Raw genomic sequence first — 21657 nt, 5'->3', positions numbered from 1 at the left:
GACGATGCAACTTGCCGCAGTATCGGGGCCAGGCGATTTACCAGTTTATTTATATCGAATGACAAGAGAGCAAAAATGCAATTGACCTGGCTTGAAGATTTTGTCGAGTTAGCTCGGACCCGCAGTTTTTCCCGCGCTGCGGAAAACCGCTTTGTCACCCATCCGGCTTTCGGCCGCCGCATCCACGCACTGGAACAATGGGTTGGCGCGGAACTGGTCGCGCGCACGCAGCCGCTATCCCTGACACCGGCCGGCTTGCTATTTCTCGATGCCGCAACGCATACGATCGATGTCTTGCATGCGGTCCGGGCGCAATTGCAAGATACAACGCAGCATCCCGACGAAGTACTGCGCGTCGCCACCGGCCGCACCTTGGCACGCACCTTCTTTCCCAGTTGGTACGAAGCGATCAACCAACGCTTCGGCCCCTTCCCGGTCTCAGTCAGTACCGGCGGCGCGCAAGAGGTCATCTTGCGCTTGTCGAGCGGTGACGTCGATTTGCTCGTGATTTATTCCAGCCCTACCACGCGCTTGTTGATCGATCCCCAACGTTACGAATCCGTCACGCTGGCGCGCGAGGTGCTATTGCCGGTTAGTGCATCGGATACCAAGGGACTTCCCAAATTCCGGTTGCCGGCCGTCGACACGACGACACCTATTCCCTGGCTGGCATTTTCCCAGTCGCTGACGCTACGCGGCGTACTCGCCAAGCACCTGGCCAGCTTGCCGCAAAAATTATCGCTACGCATGGTCTACCAGGCCGATTCCTACGAGTCGATTCTGGAGATGGCCAAGCGTGGCGCCGGCCTGGCCTGGCTACCGCAACGGCTGGTGCAGGAAGATTTGAAGCAGGGCAACTTGTTGCTGGTTGGCGATGCCGACATGCGCGTCAGTTTCGATATTTCACTCTATCGCATGCGGGGCAACACCAATGCGCTGGTCAACGCGATCTGGGAAGGTGTTTCTGCAGATGTCGTCGATGACCGATAGCAAGCGGCACCTGGCGCCTCGTGCTGTTGCGATGACGGCAAGCACAATACCGCAATCAAAATAAAAAGCACAAACCTGTGCCGAAACGGCAATTGGCGCTGCGACACGCTCCCTATACTTCCTCAAATTTTCAAAAATAATAGCGCCTCATCGTGCATTTCTTGCAACTGATGAAGCGCAATAACTACAATTCTGGAGCTATAGCATGTCATCACAGCCACGAACATCGGGAGCGCGCAGCTTACCGATCAGCAAACCGCGTAATCCCTGGAAAGAAATTTGCGCAGCCAGCATCGGCAACGCACTTGAATTTTACGACTTGCTGATCTACGGCTATTTCGCGATTGTGATCGGCAAGCTGTTCTTCCCGGCAGCCGACGAAACCACTTCTTTGTTGCTGAGTGTCGGCACTTTCGGGATTTCGTTCATCATGCGTCCGCTCGGAGCCATCATCCTCGGCTCGTATGCTGACCGCGCCGGACGCAAGGCATCGCTGACGGCGTCAATCTTCATCATGATGGTCGGCACGGCAATGATTGTTTTTGCCCCGACCTATGCACAAATCGGCATCGCGTCGCCGCTGATCGTGATCGTGGCCCGCATGTTGCAAGGTTTTTCTACCGGCGGTGAATTCGGCGCCGCGACTGCATTCATGGTCGAACATGCAGATGCCAAACGAAGGGGTTTCTTTGCCAGCTGGCAGTTATCGACACAGGGTCTGGCAACCGTATTTGCCGCCGGTGTCAGTGCGCTTCTAAGCTACACGCTGACAGATAGCCAAGTCAATGACTGGGGCTGGCGGATCGCATTCGGCATCGGTTTGCTGATCGGACCGGTTGGTATGTACATACGCAGCCAGATCGACGAGACCCCGGAGTTCAAGAAAATTGCCGCTGTCAAACCTGAGAAATCGCCGTTGAAAGTTGTGCTGGTGCGTGACCGTATCAACCTGCTGCTGGGCATAGGCGTAGTTTCAGGCGCAACCGCGTTCAACTACGTTCACAAATTGTACATGCCGACTTACGCACTGAAGCAATTGCATATTCCTGCGACATCTTCATTCCTCAGTGCGATGGTTACCGGGGCGGTCCTGATGATCAGCGCGCCGGTGTTTGGCGCCCTGTCGGATCGCTACGGTCGCTTCCGTGTCCTGTCGATTGCGATGTTGACGATAGCTTGTACTTCCTACCCCTTATTCCTGTTATTGATAACCTGGCCGACAGTCGGCACCTTGATGCTCGTTCAGGGCCTGGTCGGCCTGCTGATCGCGGCATGCCTCGGACCGATCCCTGCAATGTTGTCGGATATCTTCCCGACCAGCACCCGCGGCACCGGACTCGCCCTCAGCTATAACTTTTCGGTCACCTTGTTTGGCGGCTTTGCGCCGTTGATCGTGACCTGGATGATTGCCTTCAGCGGCAGCAAGCTGGCACCCAGTTTTTATGTGATGGCAACGGCTTTGATCAGCATTGTGGCCGTGCTGGTGCTCGGCCGCCGGATGGCGCGACGCGGTCCGGTCTGAGACGCCGCTTTTCAATTCATTAAATCTATTTAGCTTTTCGAACAGGAGCAACGTTAATGAAAACCCTGGAACAGATTCGTGCAAAGTTGCAGGAATATCCGATCGAAGTGACTTTTCCCGATATCGCGGAATGGCAAACCGGTAACACGGGTGTCGATTACATACATACATTCGACAGCGGCGTGGCCGGCCCGCATGCCATGATCCTGGCGCTAACCCACGGCAACGAAGTCAGCGGCGCCATCACCGTGAACAGGCTCCTGCGATCAGGCGTGCGTCCGGTCAAAGGCCGCCTCACGCTCGGTTTCGCAAATGTAGATGCCTATCGCCGTTTCGATAGCAGCAACCCGGACGCAAGCCGCTTCATTGATGAAGACATGAACCGCGTCTGGTCCGAGGCGCGGCTGGATAGCAGCGACGACTCACAGGAACTGCGTCGGGCGCGCGCTTTACGGCCGATTATCGACAGTGTCGATTTTCTGCTGGACCTGCATTCCATGCACGAGGAAGCGCCGCCGCTGATGTTAAGCGGTCCATTGGCCAAAGGCATCCAGTTTGCTGTCGACATCGGCGTCCCCGAACACGTGATCGTCGACGCCGGACATGCAAACGGCAAGCGGTTGCGCGACTATGGCGATTTCGGCGATGCTGCCAGTCCGAAGAATGCCTTGCTGATCGAGACCGGGCAGCATTTTTCAGTCCGCAGCAAGGACGTTGCCCTGGATGCTGCATCTCGCTTCCTGATCACGACCGGTGTGGTCGTTGCGACAGATTTAACCGAGTTCATAAAGCAAGCCAAACCGGTGGCGCAGCAGGTTCTCCAGGTAACGCAAGCGGTGATAGCAGACACGATGGATCTCCAGTTCACGCAGGATTTCCGGGGATTGGAGCGGATTGAACTCGCTGGTACCGTCATCGCGCGTGATGGCGACAGGGAGATTGCCACGCCTTATGACGATTGCGTGATCATCATGCCGTCACTACGTCACCTCGGTCCGGGTGTAACCGTAATGCGCCTGGCTCGCGTACTGGACAGCTGGTAATGAAAAAGCGCTGCACCTTGCCGTGACAATCGTACGCGGTAAGGGCGCAGCGCCCAGTCAAAGCTCAGATCATTTAGCTTGTTCGGCCTTAGCCAACATATTGAAGATGCTGGAAAAATCCAGCCCGCCGGCACCGCTCTTGCTGTGGATGTCGTACAGGTTGCGCGCCAGCGCGCCAAGCGGGACGCTGCTGCCGGTGGACAGGGAATTTTCCACCGCCAGCCCCAAATCTTTCAGCATCAGATCGACGCCGAAACCACCACTGTAACCCTTGGAAGCCGGCGCATTCTCCATCACGCCGGGACAAGGGTTATACACTTCCAGCGCCCAGTTGCGGCCCGAACTTTTCGCCATGATTTCCGACAGCACCTTAGGATCCATGCCGTTCGCCATGCCCAGCCTGATCGCTTCGGACGTGCCGATCATCAGAATCCCCAGCAGCATGTTGTTGCATACCTTGACGGTTTGGCCGCTGCCGTTGTCGCCGGCATGGAAAATCGCCTTGCCCATTTTTTCCAGGTAAGGCCTGGCCAATGCAAAACCGTCATCCGAGCCGCCGACCATGAAGGTCAGCGTGCCGGCTGCGGCGCCGGCAGTGCCGCCAGAAACTGGTGCATCGAGCATGGTAAAACCTTTATCGCGCGCCGCAGCCGCCACCTTGCGTGCAGCGTCGGGAGCGATGGTCGAGCAATCGATCAGCAAGGCGTCCGGCGCTGCTTGCGCCAGGATGCCGCTGGCGCCGAGATAGGCTCCTTCGACATGGCGGCTGGCCGGCAGCATAGTGATGATGACCTTGGCGGCGCCGAGTGCAGCCGCCAGATCCTTGCCGGTACTGCCGCCGCCGGCGACGAACTGCTCGACGCTGGCGGCCACCAGATCATGGCCGCTGACCTTGCAGCCGGCCTTCACCAGATTCAGCGCCATCGGCAAGCCCATGTGGCCGAGGCCGATAAAAACGATTTCGCTACTCATATCAATATCTCCCGTGACTTACCTGTAATCCGATCTGCACCCCGGCATCACTTCATGGAAATCGTCGTGTTGATTTCACCGCCATCCGCATCAGGTGCAAACCAGCGCGCAGTCACGGTCTTGGTCTGGGTCCAGAATTGCACCGCCTGTTTACCGTTAGGGCCGAGGTCGCCCAGCTTCGAGGCACGCGAACCGGTAAAGCTGAAATACGCCACAGGCACCGGAATCGGCACGTTGATGCCGACCTGGCCGACATCGATCTCGTTCTGGAATTTACGTGCGGCCCAGCCGGAAGAAGTGAATATCGAAGTGCCGTTACCGTTCGGGTTGGCGTTAATGAAAGCAATCGCATCGTCCAGCGTTTCCAGTTCTACTATGCACATGGCCGGTCCGAAAATTTCCTGCGTATAGATATCCATCGTGGCGGTGACACCGGCAAAAATGGTCGGGCCGACGAAATTGCCATCGGGGTAACCGGCGACCTGACAGTTGCGGCCATCCAGCAGCAGCTGTGCGCCCTGCTCCACGCCGGTTCCGATCAAACGCTCGGTACGCGCCTTGGCCGCTTTCGACACCATCGGTCCGAGGTCAGCCTTACGATCACTGCCCGGACCGATTTTCAGGCCGCGTGAACGCTCGACGATTTCCGGCAGCCAGGTTCGCGCCTTGCCCACCAGCAGCACCATCGAGTTAGCCATGCAACGTTGCCCCGCAGCGCCAAACGCCGCGCCCAGCAAATTGTTGATCGCTTGATCCTTGTTAGCGTCAGGCAGCACGATGCAATGGTTTTTCGCCCCCATCATGCATTGCGCACGCTTGCCAGCCTCGCTGGCGCGGCGGTAAATGTGGGTGCCGACATTGGTCGAACCGATGAAGGAAATCGCCTTGATGTCGGGATGATCGCACAGCATGTTGGCCACATCCGGGCCGCCATGCACTACATTCAACACGCCCGGCGGCAAGCCGGCCTGCTGCGCCAGTTCTACCAGGAACAGTGACGAGGAAGGATCTTGTTCGGACGGCTTCAATATAAACGTATTGCCGCAAGCTACCGCCACCGGGAACATGAAGCAAGGCAGCATCACCGGGAAATTGAACGCTGTGATGCCGGCGCCGACGCCGATCGGCTGGTTGATGGTGTAGACATCGACGCCGGTAGCGGCATTTTCCGCCAGTTCGCCCAGTTGCAGCGAAGTGATGGAACAGGCGTGCTCGACCACTTCCAGGCCACGCATGACTTCGCCTTCGGCATCCGGCAAGGTCTTGCCGTGCTCACGGGTAATCAGCTCGGCCAGCGGCGCCATGTTTTCACGCAACAGCTGCTGGAACTTGAGCATGATGCGCATGCGTTGGGCCAGCGAAGTGTTGCGCCAGCTGGCAAACGCTTGCTTGGCGTTGGCCACCGCGTGACCGACCTCCGCCTTGGTGGCGAACGGCACCCGCGCCACTACTTCCTGGGTTGCCGGATTGAGGACGTCGCGCCATTCGGTGGTGGTGGACTGGACAGCTTTGCCGCCGATGTACAGGGGAACGTTAGGGATGCTAGTAGCTGACATGATGACTTCCTTCAACAATATAACAATTGCAATTAAAAGATAATCGGGTGTTTTTGCTGACTTTTACTGCTTCTATCTACAGCATAGAACACCCTGCTGTGTTTGCCTTATTTCACCAAAGGACAGGAAGCATCCATCGGTTTGAAAGCCTGCTGCGCCGGAATCGTCGACAGCAGCTTGAGGTAATCCCAAGGCGCTTTCGATTCGGCCGGCGTTTTAACCTGGTACAGATACATGTCATGGATCACGCGGCCATCCGGACGGATGGAGGCATTGCGCATGACGGCGTCGTGGATAGGGATTTCACGCATTTTCTGGGCCACAATTTTCCAGTCGTGCGACTTGGTAGCGGCCGCCGCTTTCAGATAGTGATAGACGCTGGAATAGACACCGGCATGTACCATGGTCGGCTTGTTGCCTTTATAGAGCGCTTCGAAACGCTTGGAAAAAGCGCGCGTATCGTTATCGTAATCCCAATAGAAACCGTCGGTATAGATCAAGCCTTGCGCATCGTTCAGGCCGAGCGCATGCACATCCGACAAGAACACCAGCAACGCGGCCAACCGCTGGTTCTTGGTGCCGATACCGAACGAACGCGCTTGCTTGATCGCATTGACAGTATCCTGGCCGCCATTGGCCAGGCCGATTACTTGCGCCTTCGAACTCTGTGCCTGCAACAGGAACGACGACAGGTCGCTGGCGTTCAAGGGATGGCGAATCGATCCGACCACGGTGCCACCCAGGCTCTTGACGACGTCGCCGGCATCTTTTTCCAGCGACTGACCGAAGGCGTAATCGACGGTGACGAAGTACCAGGATTTCTGCCCCATCTTGGTTAATGCGGCTGCGGCCCCGGCCGCTTGCGAGTAAGTATCGAACATCCAGTGGAAGCCGCCAGGCGCGCATTCCGCGTTGGTCAGCACGGTGGTTGCCGGGCCGCTGTACATGGCGATGCCGCCCTTGTCGCGAACCAAACGCTGGACCGCCAGCGACACTGAAGAGTTGGTCAGGTCGGCGATAGCGTCGACCTTGTCGCGGTCGATCCATTCGCGTGCCTTGGAGGCGCCGATGTCAGCCTTGTTCTGATGGTCTGCAGTGAGCAGTTCGATTTTCATGCCCTTGCATTCAGCCTTCATGCAATCCTCGATTGCCATCTTGGCCGCCACCACAGAACCCGGCCCGCCCATCGCCGAATACGGCCCCGACATGTCGGTCAGGATGCCGACCTTATAGACGTCGCTATCCTGGGCGAAGGCATGGCTTGCGGTTAGCAAACCCGATAACGAAAAGATCACGGCAGAACATCGTGCAAGCAGCTGGTGGCGCTTTGTCAACATCGTTGTCTCCTGTTTTGCATGGCGGACATGTAATGCCGCCCCACAATCGATTTTTATAAAATTTTCTGTAGAGACATTCTGCATGTGCATTATTATTGGAACAATAGACAATATTCCACAATGGCTTTGCATTTATGCACAACACGGAGAAGAAAATTACCCCGATGAACTCGATGAAATCAACAAACGCCATGCTGGATTGGGATAACCTGCGCATCTTCCTGGAGCTGACGCGCAGCCAGGGGCTGGTTGAAGCGGCAAAAAAACTCGGCATCGACCACTCGACCGTCTCGCGCCGCATGCGCCGCTTTGAAGAACAAGTCGGCAGCCAACTGTTCGAACGCAACAATCAGGGATACACACTGACAGCGGAAGGCCACCGCCTGATCGAATATGCGGAACGGGTTGAAAGCACGGTGTATGCTGCTGCAGAAGAATTGAGTGGCCACAACCGCTTACTATCGGGACAAGTCCGGCTCGGCGCCACCGAAGGTTTCGGCACTTTTGTGCTGGCGCCGCACCTGGCGCATTTTTGTGCGCGGCATCCGCATATCACCGTCGACCTGCTGCCGGTGCCGCGCTTCGTCAACCTGTCCAAGCGCGAAGCCGACATCGGCGTCACCATCGAACGTCCGCAAAGCGGTAACTATGTGGTCACCAAGCTGACCGACTATTTGCTGAAGTTGTACGCCACGCCGTCTTACCTGGCAAATCACGCGCCGATCAAGACGGTGCAGGATTTGAACAACCATGCGTTCATCGGCTATGTTGACGATCTGGTGTTCAGCGAAGAGCTCCGCTACAAGGACAATGTCGCGCCGGCGGCATTCCGCGCCTTTCGCAGCACCAGCGTGATCGCCCAATACACTGCAGCCCGCAGTGGCCAGGGGCTGGCGATCCTGCCCTGCTTTCTTGCCCAGCAAAGCGATGACCTGGTACCGGTGCTGGATGGCCAGGTCGACATCCAACGCGCGTTCTGGCTGGTAGCCGCCACCGAAACCCGCAATGTGGCGCGGGTTGCTGCACTCTGGCGTTACCTGCGCGAAGTGATTGAACCTAACCGCGCGTTCTTGATGGGTGAGTCGCGGCAAATGATCTACTCGGATACATCAGATACAATCACCAACGCTTGATTTCACGGCGATTAACCTTTCGAAACCACCGTCCCGACGCATCAATCCCAGGAGTTGCTACAGGCAGGCTTGGCCGATCAATGCAAATCCAGAATAATGTTGCCGATTATTTTTCCTCCCTCAACTGCTTCGTGTGCCGCAGCAATGTCATTTAACGTAAAGCGGGCGCCGATCGAATGGGATAGCCGGCCGCCTGCCAGTAACTCGGTAACACCATCCAGCGCGATACGTCTATCTGTCGGACTAAGGTCGTAGACAAGAAAAAAATGCAGGCTAATCGAGCTAGACAGCAAAGTACGGAACGGCACCTCCATGTCGTTCGCATTATTCGAGCCGTAAGAAACGACGGTAGCATGCGGTGCGACCACCGACTCGCCGATCAACTTTGCCGTGGTCGAAAAATCCATGTCGATAATGGCATCAACGCCTCGGCCGAGGTTCAGTTCTTTGACCCTCTTTGTGACAGGTTCCTGCTTGTAGTTGATCGTTGCGAAAGCGCCCGCAGCTTGGGCATGCATCGCCTTTTCTGGCGAGCCGACGGTGCCAATCACATTGGCGCCACCGAGAACCGCAATCTGCGTGGCATAGTGGCCGACGGCGGATGATGCACCGATCACCAACACGGTCTTGCCAGAGATATCTCCCAGCAAGTGAACTGCTTGAAACGCGGTAAGTGCGGGGATTCCAAGGCACGCGGCTGCCGCAAAATCGGTCGAGGCCGGTAACCTTATAACCTGCGCCTCGGGCAGCACGATATATTCGGCGGCAGTGCCCATTGGTCGTCGATGTTGCCCGTTCCAGATCCAGACCCGTTCACCAATCCGGCTGGGTGACACGCCATCGCCAACAATATCAATAACACCGGCACCATCGCTATGCGGCACGATGCGCTCGGTGTCAAGCGGACGACCGCGCTTTTTAACATCCGACGGATTGACACCCGACGTCGCAAGCCTGACGCGAACTTCTCCCCGTCCTGGCGTCGGCGTTGGCAGTTCGCCGACGACGAGTACTTCACTGGCTGCACCATTTTTTGAATACCAGGCAGCACGCATATAGATCTCCTTAGTCATGACTTATTGGCATTTAATGTAGAATGTACATTGTCTCAGTTAATGCGTAGTTCTTTGTACGGCTATCTTTTCTTCGCGCACGTTATACCTCCGATTGTCCCATGCCGGTCGATCGGCATTTCCAGGCGGGCAAGGTCGTGCCGTTCGTAGAAATGACCAGCGCTTCGGAAGATGCCGAGGCTGCCTTCCTGGAATGGCGATGTAAATAATGGTAGACGCTCGCGGAATACCAGCGAGCACCGTTTCCTCCTCTCAACCCTTGTGCATTTAATGATGCAGCTATTGATGAGAAAGTATCTCCATAACTCCGCCTGTCGGCAATCCACTTCAGCAAATAAGGACGTTCAGCAGGCAATACTGCGTGCTCACCGGAGATGTTTCCTCCTCCACTCTTGAAGGTTTGCCGAGAATTATTGCGAATCTGTGTCTCGGAAAATGAGAGCAACTGCTGAAGTAAAAACTGACCGGCATTCATATCTTTCGCTTTCATTTGATGGAATCGTCGGACGACTTGCCAAGTTGCCAGTACCGAGGTGAGGCTTGGTCCTTGATCGACCCGAACTGCAGGACGTCCGGGCTGACCTTCCTGCGCAAGACGATGTAGCGGTTCTTGCGCTCATCTACGCTGACCAAATGACTAGCGTTGGGCGATGGGTACGAACGCCAGATCGTCCGGGCCGACATAGTTAGCCGACGGACGAATGATCTTGTTATCGATACGCTGTTCGATCACGTGCGCGGCCCAGCCGGACGTACGGGAAATCACAAACAACGGTGTAAACATCGCAGTCGGCACACCCATCATGTGATACGAGACGGCCGAGAGCCAGTCCAGGTTCGGGAACATCTTCTTGACTTCCCACATCACTGTTTCCAGACGCTCGGCGATGTCGAGCATTGCAGTCGAGCCCGCTTCCGCCGACAACTTGCGCGCCACTTCCTTGATGATATTGCTGCGCGGATCGGATACGGTGTAGACCGGATGGCCGAAACCGATCACCACTTCCTTATTATCCAATCGGCTTCTGATGTCTGTTTCCGCTTCATCCGGATTGTCGTAACGCTTCTGGATTTCCAATGCCACTTCATTCGCGCCGCCGTGTTTCGGGCCGCGCAAGGCGCCGATTGCGCCGGTGATTGCAGAGTAAAAATCAGAGCCTGTGCCAGCAATCACACGACTGGTAAAGGTGGAGGCATTGAATTCGTGTTCCGCATACAGAATCAGCGAAACGTGCATCGCTTTTACCCATGAGTCCGACGGTTTCACGCCATGCAGCAGGTGCAGGAAATGACCGCCGATGGAGTCGTCATCGGTTTCGACTTCGATGCGCTTGCCGTTGGTGCTGAAGTGGTACCAGTACAGCAACATGGAGCCGAACGACGCCATCAGGCGGTCAGCGATGTCACGTGCACCCGGCGCATTGTGGTCATCTTTCTCAGGTAGAGTGCAGCCCAGCACCGAGACGCCGGTGCGCATTACGTCCATCGGGTGCGATGCGGCAGGCAGCGCTTCCAGCGCGGCTTTGACGCTGGCCGGCAAGCCGCGCAAGGATTTGAGTTTGGTCTTGTAGCCCTTGAGCTCGGCGGCAGTCGGCAACTTGCCGTGCACCAGCAGATAGGCGATCTCCTCGAACTCGCAAGTGTCGGCGATATCCAGGATGTCATAACCACGGTAATGCAGATCGTTGCCGGTTTTACCGACGGAACACAGTGCAGTGTTACCTGCGGTCACGCCGGACAGTGCGACGGATTTTTTTGGCAAAAAAAAAGCTGCTTGTGCTTCACTCATTTTGTACTCTCCTGACGGAAAAGAGAAGGTGTAATGGGGGGATGGTTAGGAATCCCAGCTCCCCGTTTTCATCCGCTCTCAAAGTGCAGAATGGCACTGCAATTGTTTTGCAGTGCCAACAAGATTAGAACCGATGGCGTATCCCGAACGTCAGACCTGCCTGATTACCACCCGGATTGACGGTCCCGTCTAGCGCCACTGCGGCCCGTGCCTGATTTCGCATTAGCGCTACCTGTGAATAAATATCGGTTCGTTTGGAAAGTGCATAACTACCAAGGGCCGTGTACATTGCAGATCTGTTTGACGCGCCGGCAGGATCGAAGAAATATGCTGACGTGAGCAATGTCACTGCGGCACTGGGGTTGTATGACATTGCAACCCAGTAGAAATTCGTCCTTGTGGCGATTCCTAGCGTATCCATGTTCCGTCTCTGAAAGGCAGCGTATAGCTTTACTGGCGTAAAATCAGCGACTATTCCCAATGCCATCCGCTCAACCTTATTTTTTTCGGTGGCGACTGAAGTACCATTTTGGCGGTCATACGTCACGCCAGCTAGCACATTCCCAAAATGATAGTTGACGTTTGTAGACATTTCCTTTCCGATCTGGAATGCGCCCGGGACTTCGCCTCCGTTTGCGATAGTGCTGTCAAAGCCAAAGCTATATTGGGCGCTGGCAGTAAAACCACCGAATTTCCCGGCGTATTTGAGCGCATTGTCGGCGCGGCTAACGTAGGCGGTATCCAGCAGACCCGCCGAATAGCGTGCGGGAGCCACAGGGTCGAAGGTCAGAGCAAAATCATAGATTGGTGTCAACTCTCGTCCCGCTTGCACCTCACCAAAGTTTCCTGCCAAACCAACATAAGCCTGGCGCCCAAAAAGGCGCCCGCCATTGTTAAGAGCACCAGTGTCGGTCGCAAAGCCGTTCTCAAGTACAAAGACTGCTGCCAATCCATCCCCCAGGTCTTCCCGACCACGAAAGCCGATGCGCGAAGGAGATGCGTTTCCCGAGTCCACTTTAGCCAGGCTTCCGGTCGCGGTGCCCGTACTGCTTATTCGTGCCTTATTTACATATTCGACCCCGACGTCGACAATCCCGTATATCTGAACGTTTGTTTGCGCGTGCAGGGCGGTGGATGCCATCACTGAGCCCAACAGTATTGTTGCTCTTATTGCGTGAAGCGCCTTCATTTTGTCTCCTGTCTAAGTTGTAATTATTTTGTTTTCTTTTTTATCGCAATATTGCATTTCTAATTGCCACCTTCGTTTCCCCCGCAGGGAGAGGAGGATGCACTTCTTGTGATCATCTGCATCGGTCGGCAATGCCGCAATGCTTCGTGATGTTGCATCTCTTAGAGGACGAAAGTGGTTACTGCGTTGACTTCCTCAAATTTGCTACCGACTCCGCTGCACCTGCTCTTAAATCTTGAACTGTTCCATGACCGACGCCGGGAACATATCGGTCATTCGTGCCGCCGGGCATGGAGTGGCGTTAAGCAGCAACTCGCGCCCCTCTTGCCTGCTCCTTGCCGGCGGTGGCACGCCACTGCCCCATCAGCCGGGTCCATTTTTCCCGCACTGCAGCCAGATGGCGCGCCTTGACGTGGCCGTAACCTCGGATTTCTTCCGGCAGCCGCGCAATTTCCAGCGCCAGATCCAGGTTCTGCGCCGACAGGGTGACCAGGATTTCCTCGATACAGCGTTGATACTCGCCTATCAGTGCCCGCTCTTCCTTGCGCTCGGAACTGTAGCCAAGCGGGTCGAACGGTGTGCCACGCAGCCCTTTGCACTTCGCCATCAGGTGCATAGCCGCGCGCATCCAGCGACCGTACGCCCGCTTGACCAGTTCGCCTTTCTCATTCTTCCTGGCCAGCAGCGGCGGCGCCATGTGATGCACCAGCCGATAATTCCCCTCGAACATATCCTCCACTTTGGCTGTGAACGCGGCATCGGTATGCAAACGCGCGACCTCATATTCATCCTTGTACGCCATGAGCTTGAATAGATACCGCGCCACTTCCTTGCTCAACCTGCTACCAGCAAAAGGTGCCTCGGCGGCCTGAACCTTGTCCACGAAGCGCTTGTACTGCTCGGCATACGCCGCATTCTGGTAGTCGCGCAGGAAATCGACTCGCTTGCTGAGCATCTGCGTCAGTGTTGACGGGCGCAACAGCGTGATTGCTTGCGCCGGCGTGGCTGCGAGCGTGACGCTGGCCGGATCGTGGGCGCATTGCCGCCCCCACTCGAACGCCTCCTGGTTGGCCCTTACCTGAACGCCGTTCAGTGCTATGGCGCGCATCAAGCTGGCGTGCGACAGCGGCACCTGCCCCTTTTGCCAGGCATAACCGAGCATCAGCAAGTTGGCGAAGATCGATTGCCCCATCAGCTGAGTGGCGACCTGTGCCGCGTCAACGATGCCGAGCCGGCCTCGGCCGATGATGTCGGCAATGGCGTCCGCATGGCTCTCCGAGCTAGCGTTCCAGTCGGGGTTGCGCACGATCGCCGCCGTCGGCGTCACGTTGCTGTTCAGCACAACGTAGGTGCGCTGCGGGAACATCATGGCCAGGGTTGTCTTGCCGGCACCGACCACGCCGTCGCAGGCGATCACCAGATCGGCCATGCCGAGATCCACCCGGCTCGCGTGCAAGTTTTCGGGCTGGTCGGCGATCTGGATATGACTCCAGGTTGCGCCACCCATTTGCGCCATGCCGGTGGCATCTTGCGTGATCACCGTCTTGCCTTCCAGATGCGCGGCCATGCCGAGCACCTGGCCGATGGTGACGACGCCGGTGCCACCCACCCCGGCGACCACAATACGGCGCGCCGGCGTGGCTGACGGCAGCGTCGGCTCGGGGATATTGGTTGGCGTCGGGTGCGCCTGCTTGACGGCCGCTGTCATCTTCTTGAGCTGTCCGCCTTCGACGGTGACAAAGCTCGGGCAAAAGCCCTTGACGCAGGAGAAATCCTTGTTGCAAGTGTCCTGATTAATCTTGCGCTTACGGCCAAACTCAGTTTCCACCGGTTGCACCGCCAGGCAGTTGCTTTCGACCGAACAGTCGCCGCAGCCTTCACACACCAGTTCGTTGATGATGACGCGCTTTTCCGGATCGACCATGGTGCCACGCTTGCGCTCGCGGCGTTTCTTGGTGGCGCAGGCCTGATCGTAGATAATTACCGTGGCGCCTGTCACTTCGCGCAATTCGCGCTGCACCGCATCGAGGTCGTCGCGATGGCGCAGCGTCACGCCGGTCCCCAGCGCGACACCGGCGTACTTGTCGATATCGTCGCTGACCACAACGATGCGTTTGGCGCCTTCCGCAGTGAGCTCGCCGATCAATCCGGGCACGTCGAGCTGGCCGTCCACCGGCTGGCCGCCGGTCATCGCCACCGCGCTGTTGTAGAGGATCTTGTAAGTGATGTTGACGCCGGCATGGATCGACTGCCGGACTGCCAGGGATCCCGAGTGGTTGTAGGTGCCATCGCCCAGGTTGGCGAACATGTGCTTACGCTTGCTGAACGGCGCCTGCCCCATCCACGGCACGCCTTCCCCGCCCATCTGAGTCCATGAGGTGGTGGCGCGGTCCATCCAGGTCACCATGCCGTGGCAGCCGATGCCGGCCATCGCCAGCGACCCTTCCGGCACGACGGTACTGGTATTGTGCGGGCAGCCCGGGCAGAACCACGGCAGGCGGTCGCTGTGGCGCTTATCGCCCTGCTCGGACGCGCGCTCCTTGGCGTCAATCTCGGCCAGTCGCACGTCCATACGCGCGGCGACGTCGGGCGGCACCCCCAGCGCCTTCAGACGGCCGGCGATGGCCTTGGCGATCAAGGCCGGTGTCAGATCAGCCTTGGCGCGCAGCAACCAGTCCTGGCGGGGCTGGCGATGACTCCATTCCCCCCCCGTCGGCGTGCCGTCCGGGGCGCCGTACTTGCCCAGCACCACAGGACGGTCGTCGGCCCGGTAGTGGTAAAGCTCATCCTTGAGCTGCTGTTCGATGACGGGACGCTTTTCCTCGATCACCAAGATCTCGCGCAAGCCTTGCGCAAACGCACGCACAGCCGTCGGCTCCAGAGGCCAAACCACACTCACCTTATGCAAGCGCAGGCCGATCGCGCGACAGCCGGCCTCGTCCAGGCCCAGGTCCGTCAGCGCCTGACGCGTGTCGCTGTATGCCTTACCACTGGCAATCAGGCCCAACCGGTCGGCGGCACTGGCAAACACATTGTAGTTGAGCCCGTTGGCCCGCACATAGGCTAGCGCGGCCGGCCATTTGTACTCCATCATGCGCGCTTCCTGCGCCAGCGGATCGTCCGGCCAGCGCGCGTGCAGGCCGCCTTCGGGGCCCTCGAAGTCCTCGGGCAGCACGATGCGCGTTCGATCAGCGGCGACCTCTACCACGGAAGCCGACTCGACCACTTCCTGCACCGTCTTCATGCCGGCCCACAACCCGCTGAACCGGCTCATGGCAAAGGCATGCTGGCCGAGGTCGAGGATATCCTGGACATTAGCCGGAATGAACACCGGCAGCCCGCACGCGATGAAGGTGTGATCGCTCTGGTGGGCCAGGGTGCTGCTCTTGGACAGGTGATCGTCGCCGGCCAGGGCTATCACGCCGCCCAGTGCTGCGGTGCCGGCCAGGTTGGCATGCTTGAGCGCATCGCCGCTGCGGTCGACACCCGGTCCCTTGCCGTACCAGATGCCGAACACGCCATCGTGTTTCTTGTGCTCGGGGTAGAAATCGAGTTGCTGCGAGCCCCACACCGCGGTGACGCCGAGTTCTTCGTTGACCCCGGGCTGGAACACCACCTGCTTGGCTTCCAGGTGCTTCTTGGCCGCCCACAGGGCTTGGTCGTAATTGCCCAGCGGCGAGCCGCGGTAACCGGAAATGAAACCGGCCGTATCGTGGCCGGCAAGGGCATCGCGGCTGCGCTGCAGCAGCGGCAGGCGCACCAGCGCCTGCACTCCGCTCATAAAGGCGCTGCCCGACTCGAGGGCATATTTATCGTCGAGGGTAACGCCATCAATGGCCTGGCGGCTGGCATTGGTAATTGGAGCATTCATGGGACGGTTTCGCTTCCTGGAGTGAATGAGAACGGTCGTAACGCGGACGGTATCGGTGCGGCCTGATCAGAGGCTGCGTTCAAAGCGGCTAATCGCGGTTTCCCGTACATCCAGCACTTCGCTGGTGATCACGGTGCCGGACGCGACCTCGATCGCATACGCGTATAACTGGTCGCCGAGATCGGCAATGCGCAACCCCTGCTCGAAGATGCCGCTGACGTCGAAATCGATGTTGTCGGCCATCGACAGCAAGGTGTTCTTGTTGCCGCAAATCTTGACCGTCGGAGTCACCATGCTGCCAATCGGATTGCCGACGCCAGTGCCGAAGAAGGCCAGCTGACAGCCGCTGATGGCCATCGCGGTGAGATTCTCCACCGCTGCCGCCGGCGCATCCATGAAGTGCAAGCCTTTGCGGCGTGGCGCTTCGCCGTAGGACAACACACCAACCAGTGGGGTGGTACCGGACTTGGCCAGCGCACCGAGTGCTTTTTCCTCAACGGTGCTCAGGCCACCACGCTTGTTGTCAGGCGAAGGCTGGTCCTCGCGCATGTCAACTCCACGCTGAATGGCGGTATTTTCCATGTCATGCACCGCCTTGATAAAGGCGCTCTTGACTGTCTCGTCGACCGCGCGTGCGGCAAACAAATGTTCGGCACCGATGAATTCAGAGGTCTCGGAAATGATGACGGTACCGCCCTCCGCGACCACCAGGTCAGCCAGGCGACCGATGACGGGATTGCAGCTCAGGCCGGACGTGGTGTCAGATCCGCCGCATTCCACGCCGATGATCAGTTCCGATACCGGGCATGCCTCGCGCCTGGCGCGCGACGCCTGCAAAACCAGCTTTGCTGCCTTGCGCGAGCCCTCCGCAATGCAATTGATGCTGCCATCGGGCTGCAGATGAACAGTCTCGACCGGCTTGCCGGTGCTGCGGATGCGGCGCGCCACCGCTTCGGTCGACTGCGCCTCGAGACCGACCAGCAGCACGGCAGCGATATTCGGATTGCGCCCCAGGCCGGCGATGGACTCGAAGGTGAAATCCAGATCGGCGCCGAACTGGCCTCGCACGAACAAGGTGGTGACCGGTATGCAGCCATTGACGGCCTGCACGATGGCGCGGGTGGCTGGATTGCAGTTATCCATCACCGAAACTACCGCAACCCAATTGCGCACGCCGATTGTGCCGTTTTCACGGCGATAGCCCAGAAATGTTGTCATTTGCTTGCCTCCTTTGATAAGTCGCCGCGAGCGCGGGCGGACTCGATGTTGTGCATATGCATGTGCTCGCCCACTTTTACCGCTTGACTGGCGCGCCCGATGACCTGCCCGTATTTCAGGATATTTGCGTCCTTGGGCGTATCGACGATGCACAGCTTGTGACCGAAGGGAATGTCTTGCAGCAACCGCACCTCGCCGCTTGCTTCACCCTGCAGGCGGCAGACGTCGCCGGCCACGCCAGAATCGATCAGGGTGGCCAGATTGTCGCTTTCATTTAATACAATGGCACGTGGCATTTTTGTAACTCCTATGTAGGTGTGATTACCACTGTATATATAATTCTCGTGATGCGTCAAGGTAAATGTGTGATTTTTCTGCAGTTTCGTGCGTTTTTTATACATCTATAAAAAAAGACCTATATAGAAGTTCTTGACAAAGGAAATACCCGGGACTATCTTTAGCTCATTGCGGTGCGGTATGACTGCGCCGCCAAACCAACGAAAGGCGAACATGAAGGTGCTCCAACACATGGACAAGATCGAACGACTGGAGGCGTTGCGCTCCCGCCTCGATCCACTCGAGGATTTTGAACTGTGGTTTTGGGCCGGCATGACGGCCGGAACCCATGCAGTCAACGCCGCACTACACCAAAGCGGCGCCACCGTGGCCGAGGAAGCGTTCGCCACCCAGCCTGGCGCCTATCTGGTGCCGCAAGCCGATGGCACACTGCTAGCGGCGTTTCGACCACTGGGCGATGTACTGCATGTCGGCCGTCCGAAAGTCGAGGTGCCGGTGTCGGAAGATGTCGCTGCGATGATGCATCAGATGGAAATCATTGAGCACTACCGCGACCCCTGCCTTCGGGAGGGATTGCAGCCGACGCAGGCCATTGCCGCGGAATGCGACGCCGCCCTGCGGCGCTGCCTGCAGTTGCTGGCAACCTGCCTAACGGAGGGACGGGCATGAACATCGAACAACATATCGAGATGGCCCAACGCATCGAGCGCTCGCTGGAAAAATGCGGACCGGCCGATCATGAAATGCGCATCGAAGCGGCGATGCTGGCAGGTACCCATTGGCTGAACGCGGCGCTGCATGTCGCCGGTGCAACGGCGCCGGCCATCGACATATTCCACAGTTATTTACTGACGGTGAACGAATTCCGTCGTCTGTGCATCGCCGATGGCGCTCGGCTGCGCGCGTTGGCAGCGATTGAAGACCTGCGTCCACCTTTTGTTCGCGGCAACTGGCATGGCGGCGAACACGCCGGAGAACGTGCGCTTGCATTGCTGGCGCAGATCCGCTCGGCGGTCAGCACAAGAACCTGAACAACAACGCAGTACCGTAGCAAACCATAAGGAGAGAACAGTGAAAGCAGTACGTGTCATACCATCCGCTGAAGGCGGCATAGTCGAGGTGCAGGACATCCCTACTCCGGTCGTCGGTGCCGGACAAATCCTGGTCCGGGTCCGGGCAACCGGCCTTAACCGCGGTGAGATTAATCAAGCCCGCGAAATGCTCTCTGGCAATACGATCACGGCCGGCGTGGAATTTGCCGGCGAAGTGGCGGAAGTCGGCGAAGGCGTCGTCACCTGGCAACAAGGTGACCGGGTGATGGGGCAAGGTAAAGGTTGCCAGGCAGAGTATGTGCTTGCCGATCCGCTGGCCGTGATGCGAGTGCCGGCCGACCTGTCCTGGGTCGACGCCGCCACCTTCCCGAACGTATTCATTACCGCCCACGACGCGGTGATCAGCAATGGACAGTTGAAGGCAGGCGAGTCGATCCTGATCAACGGCGCCTCCGGCGGCGTAGCACTGGCGGCCATTCAGATTGCCAAGGCCATCGGCGCCACGCCTGTGATGGCGATGTCGCGCTCGGCCGACAAACTGCGCAAGCTGGCCCAGTTCGGGGTCGACATCGGCATCGACGCTTCGCTCGGTTCCCACGTCGATGCCGTGATGGCGGCCACCGATCAGCGCGGCGTCGACGTGATCATCGATACCGTCGGCGGCCCCGTGTTCGAGGCGAATATGCAGTCCCTGGCGGTGCGGGGGCGCCTGGTCAATATCGCGCGGCTCGGCTCGGCCACCGCGCAGATCGACCTGTCCACGCTATGGTTAAAACGCCTCAAGCTGATCGGCGTCACCTTTCGCACCCGTTCCGAGGCCGAGCGCCTGGAATGCATCCAGGCCTGCGCGCGCGATCTGCTGCCGCTGCTCGATGCGGGCAAGCTGAAGCTGCCAATCGACCGAACCTTCCCGCTGACCTCGGTCCTGGAGGCGCATGCCTACATGAAGCGCGATGAACACATCGGAAAAATCGTCCTCGTGGTCGACTGAATCACCTCCATAACCACTATAACTAGGAGACATGCATGAGCATCACGATTACCCCCCTCACTGGCTCGGTTGGTGCGCTGATTGAAGGCGCCGACCTGAATCAACCCATCACTCCCGAAGAATTCGCGGTGCTGCATCAGGCCCTCGTCACCAAGGGCGTTCTAGTCTGGCGTGGTCAACACTTGAAGCCCGATGCGCACATCGCCTTTGCCAAGCTGTGGGGCACCCCGGCGCAAAACAATCCGCTCGACCCTTCTGTGCCAGGCTATCCGGGTCTGATCCAGGTAACCAAGATCCCGAAGGCGACTGCTTCGACCGAGGCCTGGCACTCCGACTCGATCTATACCAAGGTGCCGCCCAAGATTTCCATCCTCTCGGCGGTAGTGGTGCCGCATGGCGGGGACACCATGTGGTGCAACCAGTACCTGTCCTATGACCGCTTGTCGCCAGCTATGCAAGCCATGCTCGAAGGCTTGCGTGCGCGTTTCACCGGACTACGGCTGGCCAGGATGCGCGGCATCGACGAGGTGCCAGAGGCCGTCCACCCGATCGTGCGCACCCACCCCGAAACCAAGCGCAAGGCTCTGTATGTCGGCCATCCTGATACGGCCCAGCAGATCGAAGGCATGACCGTAGCCGAGAGCCGCCCGTTACTCAACTTCCTGTATGAACACTCCACCGCACCAGACAATATATACCGCCACATGTGGCAAGTGGGCGATGTGGTGATCTGGGACAACCGCTGCACCATGCACTACGCCGTGCACGACTACGGCGAGGCAGACCGCTGTCTGAATCGCATCACGCTGCTGGGCGAAGTTCCGGTCTAAGCGGCGGGTCACTGCGCGCAGCAAGCGGCCCGACATGTTTGCGGCCGCTGCTGGGCGCTGTGGGAAGGTGTGAAAGCTATTTGGGACAACAGGGAAGAACAGATGAAAATAGGTATTCCAACCGAAACTCGAGCGGGTGAGACGCGCGTAGCCGCCACCCCGGAGACAGTAAAAAAACTGGTGGCGGGCAAGCACGACGTCATTGTCCAGTCCGGAGCAGGTATGGCCGCAAGCATTCCGGACGAGGCCTACAGCGCTGCCGGCGCCTCCATTGGGAGCGCTGCCGAATCGTTCGGGGCCGGCATGGTGCTGAAGGTGCGCGCGCCGGGCGCGGAGGAATATGCGCTACTTAGCAACGGCACGGCCGTGATCGGCATGCTGAATCCTTTTGATGCCGAGAATATTACACGGATGGCAAATCATGGCCTGACCGCGTTTTCCCTCGAAGCGGCGCCGCGTACCTCACGCGCGCAATCGATGGATGTGTTGTCGTCGCAAGCCAACATTGCAGGTTACAAAGCGGTGCTGATGGCGGCCAACACGTATCAGCGCTTCATGCCGATGCTGATGACCGCCGCCGGTACCGTCAAGGCGGCGCGCATGTTGATCATGGGCGCGGGCGTTGCCGGTTTGCAAGCGATCGCCACTGCCAAGCGTCTTGGCGCAGTCATCGAGGCCTCTGATGTGCGGCCTGCGGTGAAGGAACAGATCGAATCGCTGGGCGCGAAATTCCTGGATGTGCCTTTCATTACGGATGAAGAACGGGAAATCGCCCAAGGTGTTGGCGGTTATGC

19 protein-coding genes and 1 pseudogene are annotated in these 21657 nt (G+C 58.2%); 9 read left to right on the top strand and 11 right to left on the bottom strand.

The features are described from left to right. The first annotated feature begins 75 nt into the window (after positions 1-75). The 3 genes from BM029_RS12105 (at position 76) to BM029_RS12095 (ending at position 3555) form a co-directional block, all read left to right on the top strand. On the top strand, positions 76-990 hold the full coding sequence (locus BM029_RS12105) for a LysR family transcriptional regulator (RefSeq protein WP_092436326.1): 915 nt from the start codon (positions 76-78) through the stop codon (positions 988-990). A gap of 205 nt (positions 991-1195) precedes the next feature. Next, the gene (locus BM029_RS12100; RefSeq protein WP_092436324.1) at positions 1196-2512 is read left to right on the top strand and encodes an MFS transporter; all 1317 of its coding nucleotides are present in this window, start codon (positions 1196-1198) and stop codon (positions 2510-2512) included. Positions 2513-2568: 56 nt separating this feature from the next. Next, the gene (locus BM029_RS12095; RefSeq protein ID WP_092436323.1) at positions 2569-3555 is read left to right on the top strand and encodes a M14 family metallopeptidase; all 987 of its coding nucleotides are present in this window, start codon (positions 2569-2571) and stop codon (positions 3553-3555) included. A gap of 69 nt (positions 3556-3624) precedes the next feature. Here BM029_RS12095 and mmsB read toward each other — a convergent pair whose 3' ends face one another. The 3 genes from mmsB to BM029_RS12080 all read right to left on the bottom strand — a co-directional run bounded on the left by mmsB (position 3625) and on the right by BM029_RS12080 (position 7420). Beyond that, a complete protein-coding gene (gene mmsB / locus BM029_RS12090; RefSeq protein ID WP_092436321.1) occupies positions 3625-4527 on the bottom strand; it encodes a 3-hydroxyisobutyrate dehydrogenase in 903 nt (300 codons plus the stop codon). 47 nt (positions 4528-4574) lie between these two features. Beyond that, the gene (locus BM029_RS12085; RefSeq protein WP_092436319.1) at positions 4575-6083 is read right to left on the bottom strand and encodes a CoA-acylating methylmalonate-semialdehyde dehydrogenase; all 1509 of its coding nucleotides are present in this window, start codon (positions 6081-6083) and stop codon (positions 4575-4577) included. A gap of 107 nt (positions 6084-6190) precedes the next feature. Further along, a complete protein-coding gene (locus BM029_RS12080; protein ID WP_092436317.1) occupies positions 6191-7420 on the bottom strand; it encodes an ABC transporter substrate-binding protein in 1230 nt (409 codons plus the stop codon). 191 nt (positions 7421-7611) lie between these two features. Between BM029_RS12080 and BM029_RS12075 the strand changes: the two genes are divergently transcribed. Next, on the top strand, positions 7612-8553 hold the full coding sequence (locus BM029_RS12075) for a LysR family transcriptional regulator (protein ID WP_092436447.1): 942 nt from the start codon (positions 7612-7614) through the stop codon (positions 8551-8553). Positions 8554-8630: 77 nt separating this feature from the next. Here BM029_RS12075 and BM029_RS12070 read toward each other — a convergent pair whose 3' ends face one another. From BM029_RS12070 to BM029_RS12045, 8 genes are all read right to left on the bottom strand, one after another. Then, complete coding sequence (locus tag BM029_RS12070) at positions 8631-9626, bottom strand: NADPH:quinone reductase (protein ID WP_244545019.1); 996 nt, start codon at positions 9624-9626, stop codon at positions 8631-8633. An 82-nt stretch (positions 9627-9708) separates the two neighbouring features. After that, positions 9709-10116: a recombinase family protein gene (locus tag BM029_RS25620; RefSeq protein ID WP_139217239.1), complete on the bottom strand. Its 408-nt coding sequence runs from the start codon at positions 10114-10116 to the stop codon at positions 9709-9711. Then, on the bottom strand, positions 10113-10259 hold the full coding sequence (locus BM029_RS25900) for a hypothetical protein (protein ID WP_170851057.1): 147 nt from the start codon (positions 10257-10259) through the stop codon (positions 10113-10115). Before BM029_RS25900 ends, BM029_RS25620 begins: the two co-directional genes overlap by 4 nt. A 4-nt stretch (positions 10260-10263) precedes the next feature. Further along, a complete protein-coding gene (prpC, locus tag BM029_RS12065; RefSeq protein WP_092436313.1) occupies positions 10264-11415 on the bottom strand; it encodes a bifunctional 2-methylcitrate synthase/citrate synthase in 1152 nt (383 codons plus the stop codon). Between the two features lie 124 nt (positions 11416-11539). Then, positions 11540-12604: a porin gene (locus tag BM029_RS12060; RefSeq protein WP_092436311.1), complete on the bottom strand. Its 1065-nt coding sequence runs from the start codon at positions 12602-12604 to the stop codon at positions 11540-11542. A 301-nt stretch (positions 12605-12905) separates the two neighbouring features. Continuing rightward, a complete protein-coding gene (locus BM029_RS12055; protein WP_092436309.1) occupies positions 12906-16475 on the bottom strand; it encodes an indolepyruvate ferredoxin oxidoreductase family protein in 3570 nt (1189 codons plus the stop codon). A 66-nt stretch (positions 16476-16541) separates the two neighbouring features. Then, positions 16542-17693: a UxaA family hydrolase gene (locus BM029_RS12050; RefSeq protein ID WP_092436307.1), complete on the bottom strand. Its 1152-nt coding sequence runs from the start codon at positions 17691-17693 to the stop codon at positions 16542-16544. Continuing rightward, positions 17690-17989, bottom strand: coding sequence for a UxaA family hydrolase (locus BM029_RS12045; protein ID WP_092436305.1), 300 nt, complete (start codon positions 17987-17989; stop codon positions 17690-17692). The genes BM029_RS12050 and BM029_RS12045 overlap by 4 nt, the downstream gene beginning before the upstream one ends. Before the next feature lie 214 nt (positions 17990-18203). Here BM029_RS12045 and BM029_RS12040 point away from each other — a divergent pair, with 214 nt between their 5' ends. The 5 genes and pseudogenes from BM029_RS12040 to BM029_RS12020 form a co-directional block, all read left to right on the top strand. Further along, positions 18204-18659 carry a hypothetical protein gene (locus BM029_RS12040; protein WP_092436303.1) on the top strand — a complete coding sequence of 152 codons (456 nt, stop codon included), beginning with the start codon at positions 18204-18206 and terminating at the stop codon, positions 18657-18659. Then, the gene (locus BM029_RS12035; protein ID WP_092436301.1) at positions 18656-19021 is read left to right on the top strand and encodes a hypothetical protein; all 366 of its coding nucleotides are present in this window, start codon (positions 18656-18658) and stop codon (positions 19019-19021) included. Before BM029_RS12040 ends, BM029_RS12035 begins: the two co-directional genes overlap by 4 nt. A gap of 40 nt (positions 19022-19061) precedes the next feature. Next, the gene (locus BM029_RS12030) at positions 19062-20033 is read left to right on the top strand and encodes a zinc-binding dehydrogenase (RefSeq protein WP_092436300.1); all 972 of its coding nucleotides are present in this window, start codon (positions 19062-19064) and stop codon (positions 20031-20033) included. Between the two features lie 35 nt (positions 20034-20068). Further along, positions 20069-20863, top strand: coding sequence for a TauD/TfdA dioxygenase family protein (locus BM029_RS12025; RefSeq protein WP_092436298.1), 795 nt, complete (start codon positions 20069-20071; stop codon positions 20861-20863). A 102-nt stretch (positions 20864-20965) separates the two neighbouring features. Then, positions 20966-21657: pseudogene (locus tag BM029_RS12020) on the top strand (NAD(P)(+) transhydrogenase (Re/Si-specific) subunit alpha); the annotation flags it as partial.

It is taken from the genome of Collimonas sp. OK607 (assembly GCF_900111995.1).
Classification (GTDB): Bacteria; Pseudomonadota; Gammaproteobacteria; order Burkholderiales; family Burkholderiaceae_D; genus Collimonas.
The sequence above is the reverse complement of the archived record's forward strand: the minus strand, read 5'-3'. Positions and strand labels throughout refer to the sequence as shown.

What these genes read in the sequence shown, in the direction of transcription:
- BM029_RS12105 (WP_092436326.1), top strand. Translation starts at nt 76, where the DNA reads ATGCAATTGACCTGGCTTGAAGATTTTGTCGAGTTAGCTCGGACCCGC.
- BM029_RS12100 (WP_092436324.1), top strand. Translation starts at nt 1,196, where the DNA reads ATGTCATCACAGCCACGAACATCGGGAGCGCGCAGCTTACCGATCAGC.
- BM029_RS12095 (WP_092436323.1), top strand. Translation starts at nt 2,569, where the DNA reads ATGAAAACCCTGGAACAGATTCGTGCAAAGTTGCAGGAATATCCGATC.
- mmsB (WP_092436321.1), bottom strand. Translation starts at nt 4,527, where the DNA reads ATGAGTAGCGAAATCGTTTTTATCGGCCTCGGCCACATGGGCTTGCCG.
- BM029_RS12085 (WP_092436319.1), bottom strand. Translation starts at nt 6,083, where the DNA reads ATGTCAGCTACTAGCATCCCTAACGTTCCCCTGTACATCGGCGGCAAA.
- BM029_RS12080 (WP_092436317.1), bottom strand. Translation starts at nt 7,420, where the DNA reads ATGTTGACAAAGCGCCACCAGCTGCTTGCACGATGTTCTGCCGTGATC.
- BM029_RS12075 (WP_092436447.1), top strand. Translation starts at nt 7,612, where the DNA reads ATGCTGGATTGGGATAACCTGCGCATCTTCCTGGAGCTGACGCGCAGC.
- BM029_RS12070 (WP_244545019.1), bottom strand. Translation starts at nt 9,626, where the DNA reads ATGACTAAGGAGATCTATATGCGTGCTGCCTGGTATTCAAAAAATGGT.
- BM029_RS25620 (WP_139217239.1), bottom strand. Translation starts at nt 10,116, where the DNA reads ATGAAAGCGAAAGATATGAATGCCGGTCAGTTTTTACTTCAGCAGTTG.
- prpC (WP_092436313.1), bottom strand. Translation starts at nt 11,415, where the DNA reads ATGAGTGAAGCACAAGCAGCTTTTTTTTTGCCAAAAAAATCCGTCGCA.
- BM029_RS12060 (WP_092436311.1), bottom strand. Translation starts at nt 12,604, where the DNA reads ATGAAGGCGCTTCACGCAATAAGAGCAACAATACTGTTGGGCTCAGTG.
- BM029_RS12055 (WP_092436309.1), bottom strand. Translation starts at nt 16,475, where the DNA reads ATGAATGCTCCAATTACCAATGCCAGCCGCCAGGCCATTGATGGCGTT.
- BM029_RS12050 (WP_092436307.1), bottom strand. Translation starts at nt 17,693, where the DNA reads ATGACAACATTTCTGGGCTATCGCCGTGAAAACGGCACAATCGGCGTG.
- BM029_RS12045 (WP_092436305.1), bottom strand. Translation starts at nt 17,989, where the DNA reads ATGCCACGTGCCATTGTATTAAATGAAAGCGACAATCTGGCCACCCTG.
- BM029_RS12040 (WP_092436303.1), top strand. Translation starts at nt 18,204, where the DNA reads ATGAAGGTGCTCCAACACATGGACAAGATCGAACGACTGGAGGCGTTG.
- BM029_RS12035 (WP_092436301.1), top strand. Translation starts at nt 18,656, where the DNA reads ATGAACATCGAACAACATATCGAGATGGCCCAACGCATCGAGCGCTCG.
- BM029_RS12025 (WP_092436298.1), top strand. Translation starts at nt 20,069, where the DNA reads ATGAGCATCACGATTACCCCCCTCACTGGCTCGGTTGGTGCGCTGATT.